This window comes from Tenacibaculum sp. SDUM215027, assembly GCF_050566205.1.
Classification (GTDB): domain Bacteria; phylum Bacteroidota; class Bacteroidia; order Flavobacteriales; family Flavobacteriaceae; genus Polaribacter.
Window position 1 is genome coordinate 1,194,418 of the sequence record NZ_JBNXUE010000001.1, and the last position, 23,841, is coordinate 1,218,258.

Annotated in this window: 23 protein-coding genes; 16 read left to right on the forward strand and 7 right to left on the reverse strand. The window is 33.2% G+C overall.

Annotation, left to right across the window (positions count from 1 at the left end; all coding sequences use genetic code 11):
• The first annotated feature begins 34 nt into the window (after nucleotides 1-34).
• From ACQYZ7_RS05650 to ACQYZ7_RS05700, 11 genes are all read left to right on the forward strand, one after another.
• Entirely contained in the window at nucleotides 35-295 is a 261-nt protein-coding gene (locus ACQYZ7_RS05650) for a four helix bundle protein (RefSeq protein WP_430728789.1), read from the forward strand.
• A gap of 58 nt (nucleotides 296-353) precedes the next feature.
• Complete coding sequence (gene hemW, locus ACQYZ7_RS05655) at nucleotides 354-1,505, forward strand: radical SAM family heme chaperone HemW (RefSeq protein WP_430728790.1); 1,152 nt, start codon at nucleotides 354-356, stop codon at nucleotides 1,503-1,505.
• 12 nt (nucleotides 1,506-1,517) lie between these two features.
• A complete protein-coding gene (locus ACQYZ7_RS05660; RefSeq protein WP_430728791.1) occupies nucleotides 1,518-2,267 on the forward strand; it encodes a cyclase family protein in 750 nt (249 codons plus the stop codon).
• Nucleotides 2,268-2,505: 238 nt separating this feature from the next.
• Nucleotides 2,506-3,717, forward strand: coding sequence for an MDR family MFS transporter (locus ACQYZ7_RS05665; RefSeq protein WP_430728792.1), 1,212 nt, complete (start codon nucleotides 2,506-2,508; stop codon nucleotides 3,715-3,717).
• Nucleotides 3,714-4,091, forward strand: a complete 378-nt coding sequence (locus ACQYZ7_RS05670; RefSeq protein WP_430728793.1) for a VOC family protein — start codon at nucleotides 3,714-3,716, stop codon at nucleotides 4,089-4,091. Before ACQYZ7_RS05665 ends, ACQYZ7_RS05670 begins: the two co-directional genes overlap by 4 nt.
• A 48-nt stretch (nucleotides 4,092-4,139) precedes the next feature.
• Nucleotides 4,140-4,466: a nucleotide pyrophosphohydrolase gene (locus ACQYZ7_RS05675; RefSeq protein ID WP_430728794.1), complete on the forward strand. Its 327-nt coding sequence runs from the start codon at nucleotides 4,140-4,142 to the stop codon at nucleotides 4,464-4,466.
• Nucleotides 4,467-4,715 carry a hypothetical protein gene (locus tag ACQYZ7_RS05680; RefSeq protein WP_115900168.1) on the forward strand — a complete coding sequence of 83 codons (249 nt, stop codon included), beginning with the start codon at nucleotides 4,467-4,469 and terminating at the stop codon, nucleotides 4,713-4,715.
• A gap of 6 nt (nucleotides 4,716-4,721) precedes the next feature.
• A complete protein-coding gene (locus ACQYZ7_RS05685; RefSeq protein WP_430728795.1) occupies nucleotides 4,722-5,951 on the forward strand; it encodes a 3-phosphoshikimate 1-carboxyvinyltransferase in 1,230 nt (409 codons plus the stop codon).
• Between the two features lie 67 nt (nucleotides 5,952-6,018).
• Nucleotides 6,019-7,068, forward strand: coding sequence for a tRNA preQ1(34) S-adenosylmethionine ribosyltransferase-isomerase QueA (gene queA / locus ACQYZ7_RS05690; RefSeq protein ID WP_303509811.1), 1,050 nt, complete (start codon nucleotides 6,019-6,021; stop codon nucleotides 7,066-7,068).
• A gap of 68 nt (nucleotides 7,069-7,136) precedes the next feature.
• The gene (gene rlmN / locus ACQYZ7_RS05695; protein WP_430728796.1) at nucleotides 7,137-8,177 is read left to right on the forward strand and encodes a 23S rRNA (adenine(2503)-C(2))-methyltransferase RlmN; all 1,041 of its coding nucleotides are present in this window, start codon (nucleotides 7,137-7,139) and stop codon (nucleotides 8,175-8,177) included.
• Between the two features lie 328 nt (nucleotides 8,178-8,505).
• Nucleotides 8,506-9,483 (forward strand): polyprenyl synthetase family protein, encoded by a 978-nt coding sequence (locus ACQYZ7_RS05700; protein ID WP_430728797.1) that lies wholly within the window; start codon nucleotides 8,506-8,508, stop codon nucleotides 9,481-9,483.
• Nucleotides 9,484-9,577: 94 nt separating this feature from the next.
• On the opposite strand, the gene groL is transcribed toward ACQYZ7_RS05700, so the two are convergent.
• The 7 genes from groL to miaB all read right to left on the reverse strand — a co-directional run bounded on the left by groL (nucleotide 9,578) and on the right by miaB (nucleotide 16,183).
• The gene (gene groL / locus ACQYZ7_RS05705) at nucleotides 9,578-11,212 is read right to left on the reverse strand and encodes a chaperonin GroEL (RefSeq protein WP_430728798.1); all 1,635 of its coding nucleotides are present in this window, start codon (nucleotides 11,210-11,212) and stop codon (nucleotides 9,578-9,580) included.
• 107 nt (nucleotides 11,213-11,319) lie between these two features.
• Nucleotides 11,320-11,595, reverse strand: a complete 276-nt coding sequence (locus ACQYZ7_RS05710) for a co-chaperone GroES (protein WP_115900175.1) — start codon at nucleotides 11,593-11,595, stop codon at nucleotides 11,320-11,322.
• Between the two features lie 163 nt (nucleotides 11,596-11,758).
• Complete coding sequence (secG, locus tag ACQYZ7_RS05715) at nucleotides 11,759-12,103, reverse strand: preprotein translocase subunit SecG (RefSeq protein WP_430728799.1); 345 nt, start codon at nucleotides 12,101-12,103, stop codon at nucleotides 11,759-11,761.
• The gene (locus tag ACQYZ7_RS05720; protein WP_430728800.1) at nucleotides 12,104-12,847 is read right to left on the reverse strand and encodes a hypothetical protein; all 744 of its coding nucleotides are present in this window, start codon (nucleotides 12,845-12,847) and stop codon (nucleotides 12,104-12,106) included.
• Between the two features lie 2 nt (nucleotides 12,848-12,849).
• Complete coding sequence (locus ACQYZ7_RS05725; RefSeq protein WP_430728801.1) at nucleotides 12,850-13,359, reverse strand: LptE family protein; 510 nt, start codon at nucleotides 13,357-13,359, stop codon at nucleotides 12,850-12,852.
• A gap of 52 nt (nucleotides 13,360-13,411) precedes the next feature.
• On the reverse strand, nucleotides 13,412-14,644 hold the full coding sequence (locus ACQYZ7_RS05730; protein WP_430728802.1) for a sigma-54 interaction domain-containing protein: 1,233 nt from the start codon (nucleotides 14,642-14,644) through the stop codon (nucleotides 13,412-13,414).
• 84 nt (nucleotides 14,645-14,728) lie between these two features.
• Entirely contained in the window at nucleotides 14,729-16,183 is a 1,455-nt protein-coding gene (gene miaB, locus ACQYZ7_RS05735; protein WP_430728879.1) for a tRNA (N6-isopentenyl adenosine(37)-C2)-methylthiotransferase MiaB, read from the reverse strand.
• Between the two features lie 200 nt (nucleotides 16,184-16,383).
• Here miaB and topA point away from each other — a divergent pair, with 200 nt between their 5' ends.
• The 5 genes from topA (at nucleotide 16,384) to gldM (ending at nucleotide 23,832) form a co-directional block, all read left to right on the forward strand.
• A complete protein-coding gene (gene topA / locus ACQYZ7_RS05740; RefSeq protein ID WP_430728803.1) occupies nucleotides 16,384-18,870 on the forward strand; it encodes a type I DNA topoisomerase in 2,487 nt (828 codons plus the stop codon).
• Between the two features lie 57 nt (nucleotides 18,871-18,927).
• Nucleotides 18,928-20,088 carry a formimidoylglutamase gene (locus tag ACQYZ7_RS05745; protein WP_430728804.1) on the forward strand — a complete coding sequence of 387 codons (1,161 nt, stop codon included), beginning with the start codon at nucleotides 18,928-18,930 and terminating at the stop codon, nucleotides 20,086-20,088.
• A gap of 96 nt (nucleotides 20,089-20,184) precedes the next feature.
• A complete protein-coding gene (gldK, locus tag ACQYZ7_RS05750) occupies nucleotides 20,185-21,564 on the forward strand; it encodes a gliding motility lipoprotein GldK (RefSeq protein WP_430728805.1) in 1,380 nt (459 codons plus the stop codon).
• A 50-nt stretch (nucleotides 21,565-21,614) separates the two neighbouring features.
• Nucleotides 21,615-22,253, forward strand: a complete 639-nt coding sequence (gene gldL, locus ACQYZ7_RS05755) for a gliding motility protein GldL (RefSeq protein ID WP_115900183.1) — start codon at nucleotides 21,615-21,617, stop codon at nucleotides 22,251-22,253.
• A 43-nt stretch (nucleotides 22,254-22,296) separates the two neighbouring features.
• On the forward strand, nucleotides 22,297-23,832 hold the full coding sequence (gene gldM, locus ACQYZ7_RS05760) for a gliding motility protein GldM (protein ID WP_430728806.1): 1,536 nt from the start codon (nucleotides 22,297-22,299) through the stop codon (nucleotides 23,830-23,832).
• Nucleotides 23,833-23,841 lie beyond the last annotated feature (9 nt).

Below are 23,841 nucleotides of genomic sequence, written 5' to 3' on the forward strand. Positions count from 1 at the left end.
ATTTTGCTCTCTTGATTATTAAACTAAGTAAAAATTGATAAAAGAAAACAAGGAGTTTATTTTATCTAAACAAATAGTAAGAAGTGGTACATCGGTAGGAGCAAATATAGTAGAGGCTAATGGAGCTATTTCTAAGGCAGATTTCTTAGCAAAAATTTCAATAGCTTATAAAGAATGTTTAGAAACTAAATATTGGTTGTCTTTGTTAAAAAATAGTGAAGAAATAAGAGTAGAGGAGTATGAGGAGTTGTTTGAAAAAGCCGATGAAAAAGCAAAATTTTTTTTTCAATATTAAAAACGACAAGGATTTATAAGTAATCTTGATAACTGATAACTGATAACTGATAACTGATTTGGCAGGAATTTATCTACATATCCCATTTTGTAAGCAAGCGTGTTACTATTGCGATTTTCACTTTTCTACCTCTTTAAAAAAGAAAGAAGAGCTGGTATCTTGCTTGGTAAAAGAATTGGAATTACGAAAAGAAGAACTTCTAAATGAAACGATAGAAACTATCTATTTTGGAGGAGGAACACCGAGTTTATTGTCGATTGACGAGTTACAATTGTTGATTGGTACAATTTATCAAAATTATACCGTTTCAGAAAATCCGGAAATTACTTTAGAAGCAAATCCAGATGATTTATCGGATGAAAAAATAATTGAGTTAACGAATACGCCGATTAACCGACTAAGTATCGGTATTCAATCTTTTTTTGAAGAAGACTTACAATTAATGAATCGTGCTCATAATGCTCAAGAAGCAAAAGAATGCCTGTCAGCTGCCACTGGCAGTTTTGATAATATTACGATTGATTTGATTTATGGAGTTCCGAATATGAGTAATGAGCGTTGGAGGGAGAACCTACAAACCGCTTTTGATTTCGGGATCAATCATATTTCATCGTATGCCTTAACGGTAGAACCTAAAACAGCTTTAGATTCGTTTATCAAGCAAGGGAAATATCCGGATGTTGATGAAGCTGTAGCCAAAGAACACTTCGATATCTTGGTAGAGGAAACCGCTAAAAACGGATTTGTACATTACGAGATTTCTAACTTTGGAAAACCAGATTATTTTTCAAAACATAATACTAGTTACTGGTTAGGGAAAAAATATATAGGAATTGGCCCATCAGCACATTCGTTCAATAAAACACATCGTAGTTGGAATGTAGCCAACAATGCAAAGTATATCAAAATTCTTCAAGAAGGAAAGCTTCCTTTAGAGCAAGAAAAACTAACAAAGAAAGATCGGTTTAATGAATGTTTAATGACAGGATTGAGAACCATTTGGGGAGTGTCGTTAGAAACAATCTCTCAAGATTTTGGAGAAGAGTTTAAAATAGAATTACTTAAAAACGCTGAGAAGTTTATCAATCAAGGTCTATTAGTCATTGTGAATGAAATAGAGCAATCAGATTCTAATAAAAATGTTTTGAAGACTACATCAAAAGGAAAGTTCTTGGCAGACGGGGTGGCTTCAGAATTATTTATTATTTAGTTATATTTGAGTATGCAAGCAACAATAGAGTACAATTCAAAAAAATATAAAATAGATTTATCTAAACCGCATGATATTTCCATTGCAATAAGAGCTTCTAAAGAGAATGTGAATGCATGGTATTTAGATGATCCAAAAATAGTTCCTGTCTCAGAAGGTAATTGGACGGGAAGTGTACAAGAAGGAGCAGATGTGAATTTTAATAATATACAGTTCAATCCACATTCACATATAACTCATACTGAATGTGTTGGGCATATAACCAAAGAAATTTACTCAGTTAATAAAGAATTATCAAAATTTTTCTTTTTAGCAGAGGTAGTAACTATTGCTCCAGAACAGTTGAAAAATAAGGATTTTGTGATTTCAAAAAAACAATTGCAAAGTACTTTAGGGAACAAAAAACGGGATGCTATTATAATCAGAACCTTACCAAATCTATCAGACAAAAAATCGATGCGTTATTCAAATACGAATCCAACCTATTTGTTAGAAGAGGCAGCTATATATTTAAAAGAAAAAGGAATTGAGCACTTGTTAATAGATTTGCCATCGGTAGATAAGGAAAAAGACGAAGGAAAATTGTTAGCACATAATGCTTTTTGGAATACGCAAGGAAGAATTAGAATGCAGGCAACCATCACCGAATTTATATATGTGCCCAATAAAATAAAAGATGGAACTTACTTTTTAAATCTAATGGTAGCGCCATTTGAAAACGATGCAACACCTAGTAAACCTACACTTTACGAAATTATTTAAAACTTTTTATGTTAGTGTATTTGTTTTTTTACTAGTTTTACACCTCAATCTAGAAATAATAATGACAATTTTTAATACATATAAGCAATGTAAATCGACTGTGGTAAGACACAGAAACGATCGGGCTATTAATGTATTATAACTATGTTTAAATAAAATATAACTATTACAAAAAGTCCGACTGAAAAGTCGGACTTTTTATTTTTATAACTAATAACAACAACTAAACTATAACCATATGAAAAAACTCTACTTTAACTATCTAAACACCTTTAAAGGGCTCTCTAGCGAGGTTTGGTGGCTGTCTTTAATAACTTTGATAAATAGAGCAGGTACCATGGTAATTCCGTTCTTATCATTGTATTTAACCACAAGTTTAAACTTTACACTAAAAGATGTAGGCTGGATTATGACTTGTTTCGGGTTAGGTTCTGTGTTAGGCTCATGGTTAGGAGGAAAGTTAACTGATAAAATAGGTTTTTACAAAGTGATGAAAACCAGTTTGTTTTTAACGGGAATCCTTTTTATAGCGCTACAATTTGTAAATACTTTTGTAGGTTTTTGTGTAGGTATTTTCTTAGTAATGCTAGTAGCAGATACTTTTAGACCAGCAATGTTTGTGGCATTAAATACTTACAGTAAGCCAGAAAACAAAACACGTTCGGTAACGTTAATTCGTTTGGCTATTAACTTAGGGTTTTCAGCAGGGCCTGCAGTAGGAGGACTAATAATAACTTCATTAAATTATAACGGATTGTTTTGGGTAGATGGAGTTACCTGTATTTTAGCAACAATTTTATTGGTAAATGTATTAAACCCTAAGAAAGCAAAAGTTTTAGATGAAGCAAAAGTAGAAAACCCACAATCAGTATTTATAGATAAAGCTTTTTGGATTTTTTTTGTAGGGATGTTCGTTTTCGGTTTTATCTTTTTACAGTATTTCTCTACAATGCCTTTATATTACAAAGACGTTCATCATTTAACAGAATTAGAAATAGGTTTATTAATGGGGCTTAATGGATTCTTTATATTTTTATTAGAAATGCCACTAATTAAATGGTTAGAAGACAGTAAGTACACGAAAGAGTTTTTAATGTTTTTTGGTTTGTTATTAACAGGGTTAAGTTTCGTAGTTATTAACTTAACAGGTTGGGTTGGAATTTTAATTGTAGGAATGTTGCTAATGACAATAGGAGAAATGATTGCGTTTCCTTTTTCAAATGCTTTTGTGATGGAGCGAGCTAAAAAAGGAAACCAAGGAGAGTATATGGCATACTACAGTATTGCTTTTTCAATGTCACATATTTTTGGTCATAACTCAGGAATGCAATTGATAGACAATATTGGGTTTGATAATACTTGGAATTTTATGATTCTATTATCAGTAATAGGAGTGCTGTTTTTATTCATGTTGATACGAGTTGTTAAAAGAGAAAAAGTAAGAGCATGAATTTAAATCAAGTAACGATACCTTCTATTGATGTAAATACATCTGTAGAGTTTTATAAAAAACTAGGCTTGCATTTAATTGTAGATGCAAGCCCTAGATACGTTCGGTTTGAAGTACCAGACGGTGAAGCAACTTTTTCAATTCATCAAGTAGAAGAATTACCCAAAGGAGAGGGGGTTACGCTTTATTTTGAAGATGATAACTTGGATGAATTGGTAGGAAAACTACAGCAAAAAGGAATTCAGTTCACTCAATTACCCAAAGATCAAACATGGTTGTGGAGAGAAGCTCATTTGTTAGATCCTGATGGAAATAAATTAATTCTGTTTAAAGCAGGAGAGGATAGAAAAAATCCGCCTTGGCGAATCAATTAAGAAACAGAAGTTTTTATCTTTGAATACTTTAATAAGAAAGCATACAACATGAATATACAAGACGCACAGAAACAAGTAGATGATTGGATTAAAAACCACGGAGTTCGTTATTTTAACGAACTAACGAACATGGCACAATTAACCGAAGAAGTAGGTGAGGTTGCTCGAATTATTGCGCGTCGTTATGGTGAACAAAGCGAAAAAGAAAGCGATAAGGGTAAAGATTTGGGGGAAGAACTGGCAGATGTTATGTTCGTAGTGTTGTGTTTAGCAAACCAAACAGGAGTAAACTTACAAGAAGCCTTTGATAAGAAGTTAGATATTAAAACGAAACGAGATCACGATCGTCATCATAATAATGAAAAACTAAAATAAATGAGTCTCATAAAAAATATACAAAAAGGAAGTTTTTGGATTAATGTTTTAAAAGTAGGAATCCCATTTTTAGTAATCGTAGCTGTTTTTTCTCTATTCTTTAAAACAGGGGGAGCTATTTTTTCAGGAGATTTTGAAACAGTATATAATGTACACTTTGCTAATAAACAATGGATTCGCTTTTGGTTGAGTAAAATTATAATTACACTCATTTATGGGATGTATATTGTAAACAAAAAAACGAAGTAGTTTTTTATGGATTTAAAATTAAACACCGAACTATTTAATTCGGAGAACCATATAGTTATTTCAGGGTCAAAAAGTGAGTCAAATAGGTTGTTGATATTACAACAATTATATCCATATTTACAAATTGAAAACTTATCAGACTCTGACGATACACATCATTTACAAGAAGCATTATCTTCAGATGTTACAGTTGCTGATATTGGACATGCAGGAACCGCTATGCGTTTTTTAACAGCGTTTTTTGCAACTCAAGAAGGAATTGTAAAAACCTTACAAGGGTCAGAACGTATGCACAATCGACCAATTCAAATTTTGGTTGATGCCTTACGTGATTTAGGAGCAGACATTGAGTACGTAAAAAAAGAAGGATATCCGCCACTTAAAATATTAGGAAAAAGATTAACAAAGGATAAAGTTTCAATTAACGGAAACGTAAGTAGTCAATATATTTCAGCATTACTATTAATTGCTCCAAGTTTAGAGAATGGACTTGAAATTGAATTAGTAGGAGAAATTACATCGATCCCTTATATTAATATGACCTTGCAGTTATTACATCAATTAGAAATTGAGGCTGAATTTAAAGGACAGACTATTAAAATTAAGCCCAAACCAACTGTAAAAAAGCAAGCGATTGTTGTAGAGTCAGATTGGAGTTCTGCTTCCTATTTTTATTCAATTATCGCGTTAAGTAAGATTGGTTCTTCAGTAAAACTTTCAGCGTATAAAAAAGATAGTTTGCAAGGAGATAGTTGTCTGTCAGAAATATATAAGCATTTTGGTGTAATCACAACATTTGAAGAAAACTCAATTCTTTTAACAAAAGAGAGAGAGCATAATTCAGCAGCACTTAATCAAGATTTAAAAAATGCCCCAGATATTGCACAAACTATTGCAGTCACATGCTTCGGATTAGGGATTGCTTGTGATTTATCAGGATTACATACGTTAAAAATTAAAGAAACTGATCGATTAGAAGCACTACGCGAAGAGTTGACAAAACTAGGAGCAGAGATTTTAGTCACTAATGAAAGCTTACGCTTAAAAACATCTTCAAAAATTAAAGAAAATATTCAAATAGTAACCTATAACGATCATCGAATGGCAATGGCATTTGCTCCGCTAGCCTTAAAAGTTCCTATTGAAATTTTAGAGGCTGAAGTAGTAACCAAATCCTATAGGAATTTTTGGAAAGATATGCTTAGTGTAGGAATTCAGAATGTTACCATAAAATAATACGACAATCACTTGACAACCCCTATGTTGAAGTTGTATATTTGCCACCGTTAAGAAAATTTTACAAATGAAATTATCAAATTTTAGTTTTGAATTGCCGCCAGAATTATTGGCAGAGTATCCTTCAGAGCACAGAGATGAAGCACGTTTAATGGTATTACATCGCGATACCCAAAAAATCGAACATAAATTGTTTAAAGATTTAATCAATTATTTTGATGAGGGAGATGTAATGATGTTAAATAATACGAAGGTTTTTCCTGCTCGTATGTTTGGAAACAAAGAAAAAACAGGAGCTCGTATTGAAGTATTTTTACTACGCGAATTAAATGCTGAAAATCGTTTGTGGGATGTATTAGTAGACCCAGCAAGAAAGATAAGAATAGGAAACAAATTATTTTTTGGAGAAGATGAAAGTTTAGTAGCTGAAGTTATAGATAACACAACTTCACGTGGAAGAACATTACGTTTCTTATTTGACGGTCCTTACGAAGAATTTAGAAAGAAATTAATCGAATTAGGAGAAACTCCGTTACCAAAATATATTAAAAGAGAGGTAGAGCCAGAAGATGAAGATCGTTACCAAACTATTTTCGCGAAGCACGAAGGTGCAGTAGCAGCTCCAACAGCAGGACTACATTTCTCTAAACACTTAATGAAGCGTTTAGAAATTAAAGGAGTAGATTTTGCTGAAACTACATTACATGTAGGTTTAGGTACTTTTAACCCAGTTGAGGTTGAAGATTTATCAAAGCACAAGATGGATTCTGAGCAAATTGTTATTCCTCAAGCTAGTGCAGATATGGTAAATAATGCAATAACAAAGAAAAAAAGAGTATGTGCAGTAGGTACTACGGTGATGAGAACAATTGAGTCATCAGTATCTTCAAGCAATGAATTAAATGCTTATGAAGGATGGACAAATAAGTTTATTTTCCCTCCTTACGATTTTAGTATTGCTAACTGTATGGTAACTAATTTCCATACACCAAAATCAACGTTATTGATGATGGTTTCTGCATTTGCTGGACATGATTTTATGATGGAAGCATACCAAGAAGCAATTAAAGAAAAATATAAATTTTACTCGTATGGAGATGCGATGTTAATTTTATAAAATAGTTTTTTAAACCAAAAACAAAACCTCACAAGTTACTTGTGAGGTTTTGTGTATTTTTGTACCTGATGATAGTAAAGAAGAAAGACATACGCGCATTAACTAAAGAACAGCTCCGTAATTTTTTTGTTGAAAATGGAGATAAAGCTTTTCGTGGTAATCAAGTATACGAATGGTTATGGCATAAAGCTGCCCATTCTTTTGACGATATGACGAGTCTGTCTAAGGCTACGCGAAAAATGTTAGATGAAAACTTCGTAATTAATCATATTGAAGTTGATACAATGCAGCGTAGTAATGATGGTACCATAAAAAATGCGATTAAGCTCCATGATGGGTTAATTGTGGAGTCAGTTTTAATTCCTACTGAAAAACGTACCACTGCTTGTGTGTCTAGTCAAGTAGGTTGTAGTTTAGATTGTAAGTTTTGCGCAACAGCTCGTTTAAAACGTATGCGTAATTTAAATGCAGATGAAATCTACGATCAAGTTGTAGCAATTGATAAACAAAGTAGACTATACCATAACCATAAACTTTCAAATATTGTTTTTATGGGGATGGGCGAGCCTTTAATGAATTATAACAATGTAATTAAAGCTATTGATAAAATAACTTCAGAAGAAGGTTTAGGAATGGCAGCTCGTAGAATTACAGTATCAACTTCAGGCGTGCCTAAGATTATTAAAAAAATGGCAGATGATGAAGTTCGTTTTAATTTAGCAGTATCACTACATTCAGCCATCGATGAGGTTCGAACATCTATAATGCCTTTTAACTCTACTTTTCCACTAAAAGATTTAAAAGAAGCTCTGGAGTATTGGTACGAAAAGACCAATCGAAAAATAACCTATGAGTATGTAGTTTGGAATGGAATTAACGACAGGAAAGAAGATATTGATGCATTGGTACAATTTTGCAAATATGTTCCTTGTAAAGTTAATTTAATTGAATATAACCCAATAGATGATGGAGAGTTTCAGCAAGCTTCAGATAGAGCTTTAAATAATTATATTTCCAACCTTGAAATGAACGACATTGTGGTAAATGTACGTCGTTCTCGTGGAAAAGATATTGATGCTGCTTGTGGACAATTAGCAAATAAATCTTAGGCTTACCTAAACAAAAAAACGATAAGAAAAGAGAGTAGCATTAAACTTAAGTTAAAGATAGCTTTGTGAAACTTTAGTTTTTTTGAAAAAGCCAATACAATTACATCTAATATTCCTAAGAAAAATATAGAAGGAACACCCAAAAAAGTGTATGGTAAAATAACGGGGTTACCTAAACAAGAACGTTGATTACTGTCAGAAATATAAATACCAAACAATATAAAACAGGTACAGATTATAATAAAAATAACCCCTCTTGTTTTTAAATGTTTCATATTTTGTTTTTAATCAAAAGTAAACATTTTTTATTCTTATTTTTGTTTACTATATGAAGCCAGTAGAGCAAATAAAACTTCCGATTGCTAAAGAAATGGAACTCTTTGAAACTAAGTTCAAAGACTCGATGTTATCTAAAGTTCCACTATTAAATAGAATAACTTATTATATCGTTCGTAGAAAAGGAAAACAAATGCGACCAATGTTTGTGTTTTTGGTAGCAAAGATGGTTTCTAACGGTGGTTTTGATGAGCGTACGTATCGTGGAGCCTCTGTGGTAGAATTGATTCATACGGCAACCTTGGTACATGATGATGTGGTTGATGATAGTAACCGACGCCGTGGTTTTTTCTCAATCAATGCACTTTGGAAGAATAAAATAGCCGTTTTAGTAGGTGATTATTTACTATCTAAAGGATTACTTCTTTCGATAGATAATGAGGATTTCGATTTGTTAAAGTTGATTTCCATCGCTGTACGAGAAATGAGTGAAGGAGAGTTATTGCAAATCGAAAAAGCTCGTAAACTTGATATTACCGAAGAAATTTATTTTGAAATTATCCGCCAGAAAACAGCTACGCTAATTGCAGCTTGTTGTGGTATTGGTGCTGCATCGGTTGGAGCAAATAATGAAACGGTTCAGCAAATGAGAAAGTTCGGAGAGTATATAGGAATTGCTTTTCAAATTAAAGATGATTTGTTTGATTATACCGAAGATAAAATAGGAAAGCCTACAGGAATAGATATCAAAGAGCAAAAAATGACACTTCCGTTGATTTATACGCTGAATACTTGTTCTCCAAAAGAAAAATCATGGTTAATTAACTCCGTAAAAAAACATAACAAAAACAAAAAAAGAGTAAAAGAAGTCATTGCTTTTGTAAAAGAAAATGGTGGATTGGAATATACTACAGCCAAAATGCATGACTATAAAAATAAAGCATTGGCTATTCTTAATAATTTTCCAAATTCAGATTATAAAGACTCCCTACTACAAATGATTGATTATGTTGTAGAGCGTAAGATTTAAAAAAAGTACTATTTCAGGACGTGACAATACACCAAATAAAAAAACCTCGAGAATTTCTCGAAGTTTTTAAATATTTAGGTGTCGAGCTTCTCGACTACATCATTCCAGGCATTCCACCACCCATTGGAGGCATTCCACCAGCAGGATTATCTTCTTTAATATCAACTAAAGCACATTCGGTAGTTAAAATCATACCAGCAACAGAAGCGGCATTTTCTAAGGCTACACGAGTTACTTTTTTAGGATCGATGATTCCAGCTTCTAGCATGTCTACATACTCTTCAGACTTTGCATCGTAACCAAAGTTTTTATTACCTTCTAGTACCTTGTTAATTACTACTGAACCTTCTCCACCAGCATTTTCAACGATAGTTCTTAAAGGTGATTCAATAGCTTTGTTTACGATTTGAACACCTGTAGTTTCGTCTAAGTTTTCTGTTGTGATTGCTTCTAATACTTTTTTAGCACGTACTAAAGCAACACCACCACCAGCAACAATACCTTCTTCTACAGCAGCTCTTGTAGCATGTAAAGCATCGTCAACACGATCTTTCTTTTCTTTCATTTCTACTTCAGAAGCAGCACCAACATATAATACAGCAACTCCGCCTGCTAATTTAGCTAAACGCTCTTGTAATTTTTCACGATCGTAATCAGAAGTAGTCGTTTCAATTTGTGCTTTGATTTGGTTTACACGAGCCTTGATTTGAGCTTCATCTCCAGATCCGTTTACAATAGTTGTATTATCTTTATCAATAGTTACTGTTTCAGCAGTTCCTAATAAATCTAAAGTAGCATTTTCTAAAGAGAAACCTCTTTCTTCAGAAATTACAGTACCACCAGTTAAAATAGCGATGTCTTCTAACATTGCTTTTCTACGGTCACCAAATCCTGGAGCTTTCACAGCAGCAATTTTTAATCCACCACGTAATTTGTTAACTACTAAAGTAGCTAATGCTTGTCCGTCAACATCTTCAGCAATAATTAATAAAGGCTTTCCTGATTGTGCAACAGGCTCTAAAATTGGAAGGATTTCTTGTAAGTTAGAAATCTTTTTATCAAATAATAAGATATACGGATTGTCTAAATCAGCAATCATTTTATCAGCATCTGTTACAAAGTATGGCGATAAATACCCACGATCAAACTGCATTCCTTCAACAACGTCAACATAAGTATCCATTCCTTTGGCTTCTTCAACAGTAATAACACCTTCTTTACCAACTTTACCAAAAGCAGTAGCAATTAAATCGCCAATAACTTGGTCGTTATTAGCAGAGATAGATGCAACTTGTTGTATTTTTTCAGAAGAGTTTCCTACTTCTTGAGATTGTTTCGCTAAATCTTCAGTAATAGCAGCAACTGCTTTATCAATACCGCGTTTTAAATCCATTGGATTAGCACCAGCAGCAACGTTTTTTAATCCTTCCTTTACAATTGCTTGTGCTAATACTGTAGCAGTTGTTGTTCCATCACCAGCTAAATCGTTGGTTTTAGAAGCAACTTCTTTTACCATTTGAGCTCCCATGTTTTCTAACTCGTCTTCTAACTCTACTTCTTTAGCTACAGTAACACCATCTTTGGTTACGTGAGGAGCTCCGAACGATTTAGAAATAATAACGTTACGTCCTTTAGGCCCTAAAGTTACTTTTACTGCATTTGCTAATGCATCTACACCACGCTTTAATCCGTCGCGAGCGTCTACATCAAATTTTATATCTTTTGCCATGTTTGTTGTTTTTAGCTTATAGCTATTAGCACTTGGCTGCTAGCTAAAAATTATTAATTTATTAAAGTTGTATCTAAAGGCTAAAAGCCAATAGCTGGAAGCGATTTTTAGATAATAGCGAAGATGTCGCTTTCTCTCATAATTAAATAATCTTTTCCTTCTAATTTAAGTTCGGTACCAGCGTACTTTCCGTATAAAACAGTATCACCAACGTTAACAGTTAAAGGCTCATCTTTTGTTCCGTTTCCTATGGCAACGACAGTACCTTTTTGTGGTTTTTCCTTTGCGTTGTCAGGGATAATAATTCCTGATGCTGTAGTAGTTTCTGCTGCAGCTGGTTCAACAAGAACTCTGTCTGCTAAAGGTTTAATGTTTAATCCCATTTTATATATTTTGATTGATTAAATTAATTTTTACTGATTAAGTTTTGTCAGAAATTATGCCATTAGATTTTTGCTGACAATTTTTCTAACTAACTAGATTTATAAATAAAAAAAATGCCAACGTGTCATTTACGTTGGCATTTCATATTGTATTTTGTAAAAACTACTGAGCGCTATCTTTAGCAGTACCTGTTGCTGCCGGTGTAGCAGGAGTAGTTGTAGTTTCAATATTGTTTAAAGTTTCATTTAATTGAGGAGCGTCAGCTGCGTTACCTCTTGGAATAGCAAAGTTTGCTAATAAAATTAAAGCAAACATAGTAATAGCTAATGTCCAAGTAGTTCTGTCTAAAAAGCTATTTGTATTTTGTACACCTCCAATACTTTGAGCACCACCACCTCCAAATGATGAAGATAATCCTCCACCTTTAGGATTTTGAACCATTACAATTAAGATTAATGCTATTGCAACAATCAATATTAAAACTAAAAGTAAAGTATACGTTGTCATCTATTTGTTGTTTTGTAAAATTTGTATTCTTTTAATTTGGTCTGCAAAGAAACCACTTTTTTCTGGATATTTCAAACTTAATATTTTATATGCTTGAATAGCGCTATCATATTTCTTTTGTTCTAAGTATACCTTAGCTAAGGTTTCTGTAGCTAATTGATTATTTTGTTGATTCTCGGATACTTTTATATCTGCAGTATTTGTTTTACTAGGACGAGATATTTTTGGAGTAGTTTCAATAAAACGATCAATAATAGCCTCGTGTTCAGATTTTACTGGAGCTTCTTGTTGCTGTTTGTTTGGAACCTTATTATCAGAAGTTCTTACAATAGCTTTTTTAGAAGATAATTGTAACCATTGATTAAAAGAAAAAGTTTCTTTTTCTGTGAACGAAAGAGGTTTTCCTATAGCTAAATCTTCTTCTATAACTGAAACTTTTGTTGTTTTCTTTTTAGGAAGAATTTTATCTTTTAAGCTAGTTTTTTCTTCTTTTTTAGGTGTTTTTTTAAAAGCTTCAGAAGTAATAAAGTCAAACAAAACAGTTCTGTCACTAGTATGAGAAGCTGTTATTTTTAATTCGTTATTGTATTTGTAGCTTTCTTGATTCTTTAAAACTTTTAAACGAAGCGCTCTAGCAGATTGAAAATAAGGATATTCTTGAACAATAGTAGTAATGTCTGAAAGATGTTCTTGCGAAATTAATTCAGGTTTTTCTAATAATTGTATGTATGTGTCTTTTTTCAAAATTATCCCCAGTCTCCTACAGAAGCATTAAAAATATCTTGTGTAATTCGTTCTAAAATTTCATCTAACGCGGTTTCTAACACAGTACCTGTTAACTGTTGATTAGCTCCATAATCGTAGTAAAAAGAAAAACGTTTTTCAAAATTTTTCTTTTCATTTAAATTGTTAACAAAATTTACATTTATAGTAATTGTTAATCGGTTTTGAGCAGCAGTTTGCTGTGCGGTAGCACTCATTGGTGTAACACGGTAGTCAAGAATTTCACCTGAAAAATGTAAATCACCACCAGAAGAAACCAGAGTTAAGTTGGTTTGGCGTGTAAATAAATCTTGTAAGTCTTGTGTGAATTTTTGACTTAAAGTAGGCTCTACTAATGGAGCTTGGTTAGGAAAAAAATCAACCTGAATTGTTTTTGCATTTCCTGTATCTCCACCTGTAAAAGAGTATGCTCCACAACCTAACATCACAATGGTTGTGGTAATAAAAGTAATAATGTAAAATAGCTTTTTCATGAAATCAAATGTAAACAATTCAAGTTTTATAATGGTATACAACTATTGTTTGCTATAAGTCGTATTGTTTTATTTTTCTGTATAAGGTTCTTTCAGAAATTCCTAGCTCTTTAGCTGCTAATTTACGTTTTCCGTTATTTTTTTCAAGAGATTTTTTTATCATTTCAATTTCTTTTTCTTGTAATGATAGACTCTCATCTTCTTCAATTGTTTCCGCATAATCATACTCACTTTGGTGTGAAGATGATTTAGGTATTTGTACTACTTCAATATTTGAAGACTCCGGCAAGTCTTGATCTTGATATATACGTTCAATTAAACGATGATTGTCTTCTTGAACCTGTTCAGAGTCACCATTTTGCATTAAGTCTAACGTTAGTTTTTTTAGATCATTAATGTCATTACGCATATCAAATAAAATTTTATACATGATATCTCGTTCGTTAGCGAAATCTGATTGATTTACAGTTTTACCTCCAACGACAGCAGGTAAATTACTGCGATTTTCTGGTAAATATTGAACTAGTTTTTCAGGAGTAATTAATCTGTCTTCTTCAACAATTGATACTTGTTCAGCAATATTTTTTAATTGACGAATATTCCCAGGAAAATGATAGTTTAATAAAATTTTTACTGCGTTTTCATCCAATCTTATAGTTGGCATTCGATATTTCTGCGCAAAATCTGCAGCAAACTTTCTGAATAATAAATGTATGTCCTCTCCGCGTTCTCTTAAAGGAGGTAATGGGATTTCTATAGTACTTAAACGATAGTATAAATCTTCACGGAATTTTTCTTTAGAAATGGCTTCGTGCATATTTACATTGGTAGCAGCTACAATACGAACATTTGTTTTTTGTACTTGAGAAGAACCTACCTTTATAAATTCTCCATTTTCTAATACACGAAGTAAACGTACTTGAGTTGTTAATGGTAATTCTCCAACTTCATCTAAAAAGATAGTACCACCATCAGCGACTTCAAAATAACCTTTTCTTGTTTGTGTAGCTCCTGTAAAAGCTCCTTTCTCATGTCCGAATAATTCACTATCAATAGTTCCTTCAGGAATAGCACCACAGTTTACAGCAATATATTTTGCGTGTTTTCTGTGCGATAATTGATGAATTATCTTCGGAATATTTTCTTTTCCAACACCGCTTTCACCAGTAACTAATACTGAAATATCGGTAGGAGCCACTCGAATCGATTTCTCAATTGCACGATTAAGCTGCACATCATTACCGATAATGCCAAAGCGTTGTTTTATAGCTTGTAAATTTTCCATTTATATAGTTTTAAAGTTTTTTGGCTTAAAAGTTCGAAGATTACAATTCTTCAATTTTTTAAACAGCTAAACTTTTACTAAAAATTAATTGTTTTCTGAATATCCAACGGGCATACCTTTTAAAGTAGTTGAAGTACAATCTTCAATTTTTACGTTTACAAAATCTCCGATTTTATAATTTTCCTTAGGGAAAACAACTACGGTGTTTTGTGTATTACGACCTTTCCACTCATTTTCGTTTCTCTTTGAAGTTCCTTCGATTAAAACTTCTTGAATTTGACCAAGATTTTCATTGGTTCTGTATAAACTGTGTTCTTGTTGCAAGTCGATAATTTCCTGTAAACGACGTTTTTTAATAGCTAAAGGAACATCGTCTTCCATCTTTTTAGCAGCTAAAGTCCCGGGTCTTTCAGAGTATGCAAACATAAAACCGAAACTATATTTTACATGACGCATTAGGTCTAAAGTATCTTGATGATCTTGTTCTGTTTCCCCACAGAAACCAGCAATCATATCTTGACTTAAAGCCATTTCAGGAATAATCTTATAAATATTGTTAACTAACTCCATGTATTCTTCACGAGTATGTTGACGGTTCATAGCTTTTAACATATTGTTACTTCCACTTTGAACAGGTAAATGAATGTATTTACAAATGTTTTGGTGTTTTGCCATTACATGAATTACATCCAAGGTCATATCTTGTGGATTGGATGTAGAAAAGCGAAAACGCATTTTTGGAAACTCAGTAGCACACATGTCTAGTAGCTGAGCGAAATCTACAGCAGAAGCTTGAGCTAATTCTGAAGCTTTCTTGAAATCTTTTTTCAATCCACCACCATACCATAAGTAAGAATCTACATTCTGACCTAGCAAAGTAATTTCTTTAAAATTCTTTTCTTGCATACTGCGGATTTCTTCAATAATACTCTTTGGGTCACGACTACGTTCACGACCACGAGTAAAAGGAACCACACAGAATGTACACATGTTATCACAACCACGAGTAATTGATACAAATGCAGAAACTCCGTTAGAGTTTAAACGTACAGGAGAAACATCAGCATAGGTTTCTTCTTTCGATAAAATTACATTTACAGCATCACGACCTGCGTCTACCTCTTCTATTAAATTTGGTAAATCACGATATGCATCAGGCCCTACAACTAAGTCGACGATTTTCTCTTCTTCTAAAAATTTTTCTTTTAATCGTTCAGCCATACAACCTAAAACACCAACCTTCATAGTTGGGTTTGTTTTTTTAACAGCGTTGTATTTTTGCAGTCTCTTACGAACAGTTGTTTCTGCTTTTTCACGAATAGAACAAGTGTTTACCAATACTAAATCAGCATCTTCTAGGTTTTGTGTAGTATTAAAACCTTGTTCAGCTAAAATTGACGCCACAATCTCGCTATCGTTCATATTCATTTGACAACCATAACTTTCAATAAAAAGTTTTTTACTGTTTCCGTCTTTGTGTTCTGTAACAAGGGCTTTTCCTTGTTTTTTCTCATCAATTACTTTCTCTATGTGTTCCATAAATCCTAAAATCGTACTAAATTTAGGGTGCAAAGATACAACCAAAATGTGTAATTTGTGACAAATTGACATGGATAGTTTTTTTAAGAAAAAGTAAAATTTTGTTAAAAATGACTCATTAAAAAAAAACTATATACTTTTGCAAACTGAATTATGCCTATATTAATAAGGTGTAAAATGAGATAAGAGATATAAGACGTATGGCAAAAAATTTAGTAATAGTTGAGTCACCTGCTAAAGCGAAAACGATAGAGAAGTTTTTAGGAAAGGACTTTCAGGTTGAATCGAGTTTTGGACACATTGCAGACTTACCATCAAAAGAGTTAGGTGTAAATGTAGAAGGAGATTTCAAACCGAAATATATAGTTTCTACTGATAAAAAAGCAGTGGTAAAGAAACTGAAAGATTTAGCAAAAAAAGCAGAAACTGTTTGGTTAGCATCCGATGAAGACCGCGAGGGAGAGGCTATAGCATGGCACTTGGCGGAACAATTAAAGTTAAAAGATGAGAACACAAAACGTATTGTTTTTAACTCTATTACTAAAAAGGCGATTTTAAAAGCAATAGAAAATCCGCGTACTATTAATTATAATCTTGTCGATGCACAACAAGCACGACGTGTATTAGATAGAATTGTAGGATATGAGTTGTCTCCTGTTTTATGGAGGAAAGTAAAGCCAGGTTTATCTGCAGGTAGAGTACAGTCAGTAGCAGTACGTTTAATTGTAGAGCGTGAAAGAGAAATTGAAGGATTTACTCCTGTAGCTTCTTACCGAGTTGATGCAGAATTTGTAAATGCAGAAGGAAAAAAGTTTAAAGCAAAACTGGCGAAGAATTTCTCAACAAAAAAAGAAGCAGAAGACTTCTTGAATTCTTGTTTAGATGCAGAATTCTCTGTAGCTGATTTGCAAAAAAAACCAGCAAAAAAATCTCCAGCACCACCGTTTACAACATCTACCTTACAGCAAGAAGCATCAAGAAAATTAGGTTTTCCTGTTGCTAAAACAATGATGGTAGCCCAACGCTTGTATGAAGCAGGGTTAATAACCTATATGAGAACAGATAGTGTGAACTTATCTGATGATGCAAAAAATGCAGCACAAGCTGAAATCATTGCTTCTTATGGTGAAGAATATAGTAAACCACGTAATTTCTCTACGAAATCAAAAGGAGCACAAGAGGCACACGAGGCGATTCGTCCAACCAATATGGAGAATCATGAAATTACAGGCGAGTACGATCAAACAAGATTATATAGCTTAATTTGGAAACGTACACTTGCCTCACAAATGAGTGAAGCACAATTAGAGCGTACTGTTGTAAAAATAGACAACAATAAAAATAAGAAGCAATTTACTGCAAACGGAGAGGTAATCACTTTTGAAGGTTTCTTAAAAGTATATTTAGAAGGAACCGATAATGAAGAAGAAGAGCAAGCAGGTATGTTACCTAAGATGGAGGTTAAGGAGCAGTTAATTAATGAGTTAATAACAGCGACTGAACGTTATACACGGCCATCAGCAAGGTTTTCAGAAGCAGCCTTAGTAAAACGTCTAGAAGAATTAGGAATTGGTCGTCCATCTACGTATGCACCTACTATTTCAACCATTCAGAAAAGACAGTATATAGAAAAAGGTACAGTAGAAGGAAAAGAAAGAAATTACACACAATTAAGTTTAGCAAATCAAACAGTGTCAGAACAACTTTTAACTGAAAGAGTAGGTTCTGATAAAGGAAAACTGGTTCCAACAGATATAGGGAACATTGTAAATGATTTCTTGGTAGCTAATTTCGATACTATTTTAGACTATGGTTTTACAGCCAAAGTAGAGAATGAGTTTGATGATATTGCTGAAGGGAAAGAAGATTGGACAGAGATGATTAAAGATTTCTACAAAAACTTTCATGTTGTTGTAGAAGATGTTGCTGCGAATGCAGAAAGAGCAAAAGGAGAACGTTTGTTAGGTGTTGATCCAGATAGTGGTAAGAACGTATATGTGCGTTTAGGGCGTTATGGAGCAATGGTGCAGATAGGAGAAGCAACAGACGAAGAGAAACCTCGTTTTGCCAGCTTACAAGGAGATCAAACAATGAATTCAATTACCTATGAAGAGGCAATGGATTTATTTAAGTTACCAAAAACATTGGGAGACTATGAAGAGAAAGAGATTGTTGTAGCTAACGGAAGGTTTGGGCCTTACATTAAGTTTGATGGTAAATATGTGTCATTAGATAAAGGAGAAAATCCAATGTCAGTAGATATGGACAGAGCTATTGAACTGATTGAAATAAAAAGGAAAGCAGATGCTCCTATTGGAGAATATGAAAGTATGCCAATACAAAAAGGAGTAGGGCGTTTCGGGCCATTTATTAAATGGAATTCTATTTTTATCAATGTCAATAAAAAGTACGATTTTGACAATTTAAGTCAAGCAGATTTAGAAGAATTAATTGAAGATAAAAAACGCAAAGAGCGTGAAAAGCTAATTCATAACTTTGAAGAAGTTGGTATTCGTGTCGAAAAAGCACGTTGGGGGCGCTTTAATGTGATAAAAGGAAAAATAAAAGTAGAGCTCCCTAAAACCACAGAAATAGAGAAACTAACACAAGAAGAAGCTGTTAAAATGATAGAGGCGAAAACACCTAAGAAAAAAGCAGCTAAAAAGAAAGCAACCAAAAAAAAATAAAGAAGCTTTCAGAAAAAAAATAGTTTAGTATATTGCGACTCTTAAATTCCCCTTATAATGAATATAGACTTCTTTACACCTATTGAAGATTCTGTAGCTGCTCACGTAGTTTTACAGCCATCTTCTGTGTTAGGAAGAAATGTTCAACTTCATACTGTTCAAGACGGTTTTCCAGATTTAACAGAAGTTTCTATAGCCATTTTAGGAGTTAAAGATGATAGAGGAGCAATAGATAATTTTGGTAGCGGTAAAGAACTACACGAAATACGTAAGCACTTATATCAATTATTCCCTGGTAATTGGCATACACATATAGCCGATCTTGGAAATATAGAAAAAGGAAGTACACTAGAAGATACTTATTTTGCTGTTAAATCGTCAGTGGCATTTTTACTAAAAAAAAATATACTTCCAATTATAATTGGTGGAGGGCAAGATTTAACTTACGCAAATTATAGAGCTTATGATGAATTAGAACAAACAGTTAATTTAGTAGCTGTAGATAGCCGATTTGATTTAGGGACATTAGAAGATGAACTAAGTTCAAGGTCATACGTGAGTAGGATTGTTATGGAACAACCAAACAACTTATTCAATTTTAGTAATATAGGTTATCAGACATATTTTAATTCACAAGAAGAAATAAATTTATTAGATAAATTATATTTTGATGCATATAGGCTTGGGCAGGTAAAAGATGTAACTTTAGTTGAGCCTATAATGCGTGATGCAGACGTTGTAAGTATAGATATAGGAAGTATTCGACAAAGCGAAGCTCCTGCAAATAAGAATGCTTCACCAAATGGTTTTTATGGAGAGGAAATTTGTGCTATTGCACGTTATGCAGGGATTAGCGATAAAGTAACATCCTTTGGAATATATGAGTACAATAGTAAGCTAGATTCAAATTGTCAAACAGCAAATTTAATAGCTCAAGTAATTTGGTACTTCATTGAAGGAGTAAATTCTAGAGCTAAAGATTATCCATTTGTAACAAAAGAAAGTTACCAAAAGTTTACAGTACTTTTGAATGATGACGACCCTATAAACTTTTATAAGAGTGATAAAAGTGGTCGTTGGTGGATGGAAATAAATTTAATATCGAATAATAAACACAAAAGACATGCGTTAATACCATGTAACTATCGAGATTATGAACAAGCATTGCAGCAAAAAACACCAGAAAGGTGGTATAAAGCTTTGCAAAAGCTTGTTTAGAAGAAAGTTGTATGTTCTGTAAAAAATAATAACTCGTAATTGTTTTTTAATAAAAAAAATAATAGGTTTACGCCTCTTTTATAAGAAAGATATAATATGAAAAAAATAACAGTACTTGCATTGTTAGCATCTATCATCTACTCTTGTGGTTCAAGTGGAGATAGAGGAGAATTGGTAGGAGTAAAGTCTAAAAGGAAATGGTTTGCAGAGAAACCATATGGTATGGCTAAAATACCAGGAGGATCTTTCACCATGGGTAAACAAGATGAAGACCCTATGGGTGCTATGAACGCTCCAACTAAAACCGTTACTGTACAGCCATTTTACATGGATGAAACAGAGATAACTAATAGTGAGTACAAAGCATTTGTTCATTGGGTTAGAGACTCTATTACAAGAACTAAATTAGCTTATCAAGCAGATTTTGCTTCTTTAGGAGGTGATGATGTAGAAGGTGCAGGTAAAAACGCACAAGGAATTCAGTTATACGCTTTTGCTTCAAAAGATACAGTAAATGAAACTCCGTATGAAAAATACATGCGTGAAAATTACTACGAGTTAGGTGAAGGACTAGACTCATTGAAGCCATTAAACTGGGAAGAGGAACTTATTTGGGACTCTCAAGAGTATCCAGATTCAGACTATGTTGAAGTAATGGATTCTCTATATATCAAAAAAGATGAAGCCTTAAATGGAATCAGAACATTTAATACTAAGTTGTTAAACTATAGATATTACTGGTTCGATAATGAGGCAGCTGCTAGAACAGGTAAGAATAGAAAAGATTTCTTAAGAGACGAAGTTATAAACGTATATCCAGATACTACAGTATGGATTAAAGATTTCAATTACTCATATAATGACCCAATGCACCAAGAATACTTTGGGCATAAAGCTTACGAAAATTATCCAGTAGTAGGAGTTACTTGGAATCAGGCAAAAGCATTCTGTCACTGGAGAACTCAAACAAAAAATAATTTCCAAAGATCAAGAAAGAAGTTAGGATTAGTACCAGCATTCAGATTACCAACAGAAGCTGAATGGGAGTATGCTGCACGTGGAGGTCTAGATTATGGTAAATACCCTTGGGGTGGGCCAAGTACAACAAGTGATAGAGGATGTTTCTTAGCAAACTTTAAACCAGTTCGTGGAGACTATGCTGCAGATGGAGCTTTATATACAGTAGAGGCAATGTCTTATAATCCTAATGAGTACGGATTGTTTAATATGGCAGGTAATGTTTCTGAGTGGACAAATACAGCTTACAATCAAATGTCTTACTACATGGGGTCTACAATGAATCCAAACGTAGAGATTAAAGAAAACAGAAGAAAAATAATTCGTGGTGGTTCTTGGAAAGATGTAGCGTATTTCTTAGAGGTAAGTTCTCGTGATTGGGAATATGCTGATACAGCAAGAAGTTACATTGGATTTAGAACAGTACAAGATTATTTAGGTACTAATAAAAGTAATTAACAAGAAAACAAGAATAAATATTAATCCCCAAAATTTAAAAATCAAGAATTATGGCACAATCAAAATCAACTAAGAAAATGTTCAATATGGCTTACGGTTTAGGAGCCGCAGTAGTTATCATTGGAGCATTATTTAAAATTTTACACTGGCCTTTTGGAAATGAAGTATTAATGGTAGGTATGATTGTTGAAGCAGCAGTTTTCGCATTGTCAGCGTTTGAAGCAGTTGAAGACGATTTAGATTGGACAAAAGTATACCCAGAGTTAGCATCTGGTCAATCATTAGGAATAAAAGGTAAAGAAGCATCTCCAGAAGAAGCACAAAGCATGTTATCTCAAAAGTTAGATAATATCTTAAGTGAAGCTAAATTAGATGCTCAATTAGTTTCTCGTTTAGGTGATAGTATTAAAAATTTCCAAGGAGCAGTAGAGCCATTAGCTTCAGCTTCTCAATCAATTTCAGCTACTAATAGCTACAATGAGCAAATGTCTAGAGCAGCAGCTCAAATGGAGTCTTTAAACAGTTTATATCAAACACAAGTAGAAAGTGCTAGTAGACAAGCTGATTTAAACTCTGCAATGGTTGAAAATTCTCAACGTTTACAAGAACAAATGCAATCGTTAGCAACAAACTTATCTTCATTAAATGGAGTATATGGAGGAATGTTAACTGCAATGTCTAATAAATAATTAATTAGTTTATCTAATTTTTTAACTAAACAAACTAATTAATATGGCAGGAGGACAACTATCACCAAGGCAGAAGATGATTAACCTGATGTACTTAGTGTTTATTGCAATGTTAGCAATGAACATGAGTAAAGAGGTATTATCAGCCTTTGGATTAATGAATGAAAAGTTAACAGTAGCAAATGAAAAGGCTACTGAGAAAAATAAAACAGCTTACGAAACGTTAGCTCAAAAAGCAGCAGAACAAGCTAAACAGTATGGTGAAGCTAAAGAGAAAACTGATAAGTTAAAAGTAGCTGCGGATGAATTATATGCTTATGTAGGAGACTTAAAGAGCCAAATGACTGGTGATTTAGAAGATAAGGAAGCATATGAAACAATGGATAAGTCTAAGTTTTTAGACGAGTTATTCTTTAAAGGAGGTAAAATATCAAAAGCAGGACAAGAGTTTGTAGCTAAGATAGATGCCTTCAGAAACGATGCAGTAACGGCTTTAGAAGGTGCAGAAGTAGCTGGTGTAATAGCAACTCGCTTTAGTACAGCCAAAGAAGAGAACAAAGATGGTAAGAAAATTGACTGGTTAAAATATCATTTTGAAGGATTCCCTTTAATTGCATCTTTAACTAAGTTAACTCAAATTCAAGCAGACATTAAAGCTACAGAATCTGATGCTTTAACAGCTTTATTACAAGGAGAATTACAAAGTGCTGTATCTATGACCAAGTATGAAGCAATGGTTGTTTTTGATAAGAGTGCTTATTATCCAGGAGAAAACTTATCAGGTAGAATTGTATTAGGAAAAAAAGATCCTAACTTAACTGCTGAGAAAGTTATTATTAATGATAAAGAAGTTGAGCAAGAAAAAATTCAAGCAGGACAAGTTATTTTAGATGGGCCTGCAGGAAATGTAGGTGACAAGGAGTTAAAAGGAGAGTTCCAATTTAAAGAAGGAGATTCTATTGTAAAGATAGATATCAAAGGAGCTTATGCTGTAATTCCTAGACCAAACGAAGCGTTAGTTTCTGCAGACAAGATGAATGTTGTATACCGTGGTTTATCTAACCCATTAACAATTTCTATTCCAGGAGTACCTGGAAATAAAGTTAGCGCAAGAGCTCCAGGATTGAAAAGAGTTAGAGGAGATAAGTATGCTATGTACCCAGGTAAAGGTAGTGAAGTAAACATTGTAGTTACAGGAACTCCAACTGGTGCATCAAAAGGTGTACGTTCTGTTAAGAAATTTAGAATTAAAGACATACCGCCAGCGGTTGGTATGGTTAGAGGTCAATACGGTACAGTTAAAATGCCAAAAGCTAGTGTAGGTAGAGTAAGTGTAGCTGCTGGATTACCAGATTTCTTATTCGATTTAAAACTAAACGTATCTAGTTTTAAAATTAAGGTACCTGGACAAGTTGCTATTCCTATTAATGGAAGATCTATGAATTCAAGAGCTAAAGCGGCAATTAACAAGGCAAGAAGAAATGATGTAATTACTATCTTTGATATTAAAGCATCTGTTTCTGGATCTAATTATAGAATCAAAAAGGTATTGCCTGTTAGTATTGAAATTACGAATTAATAAGTAAAA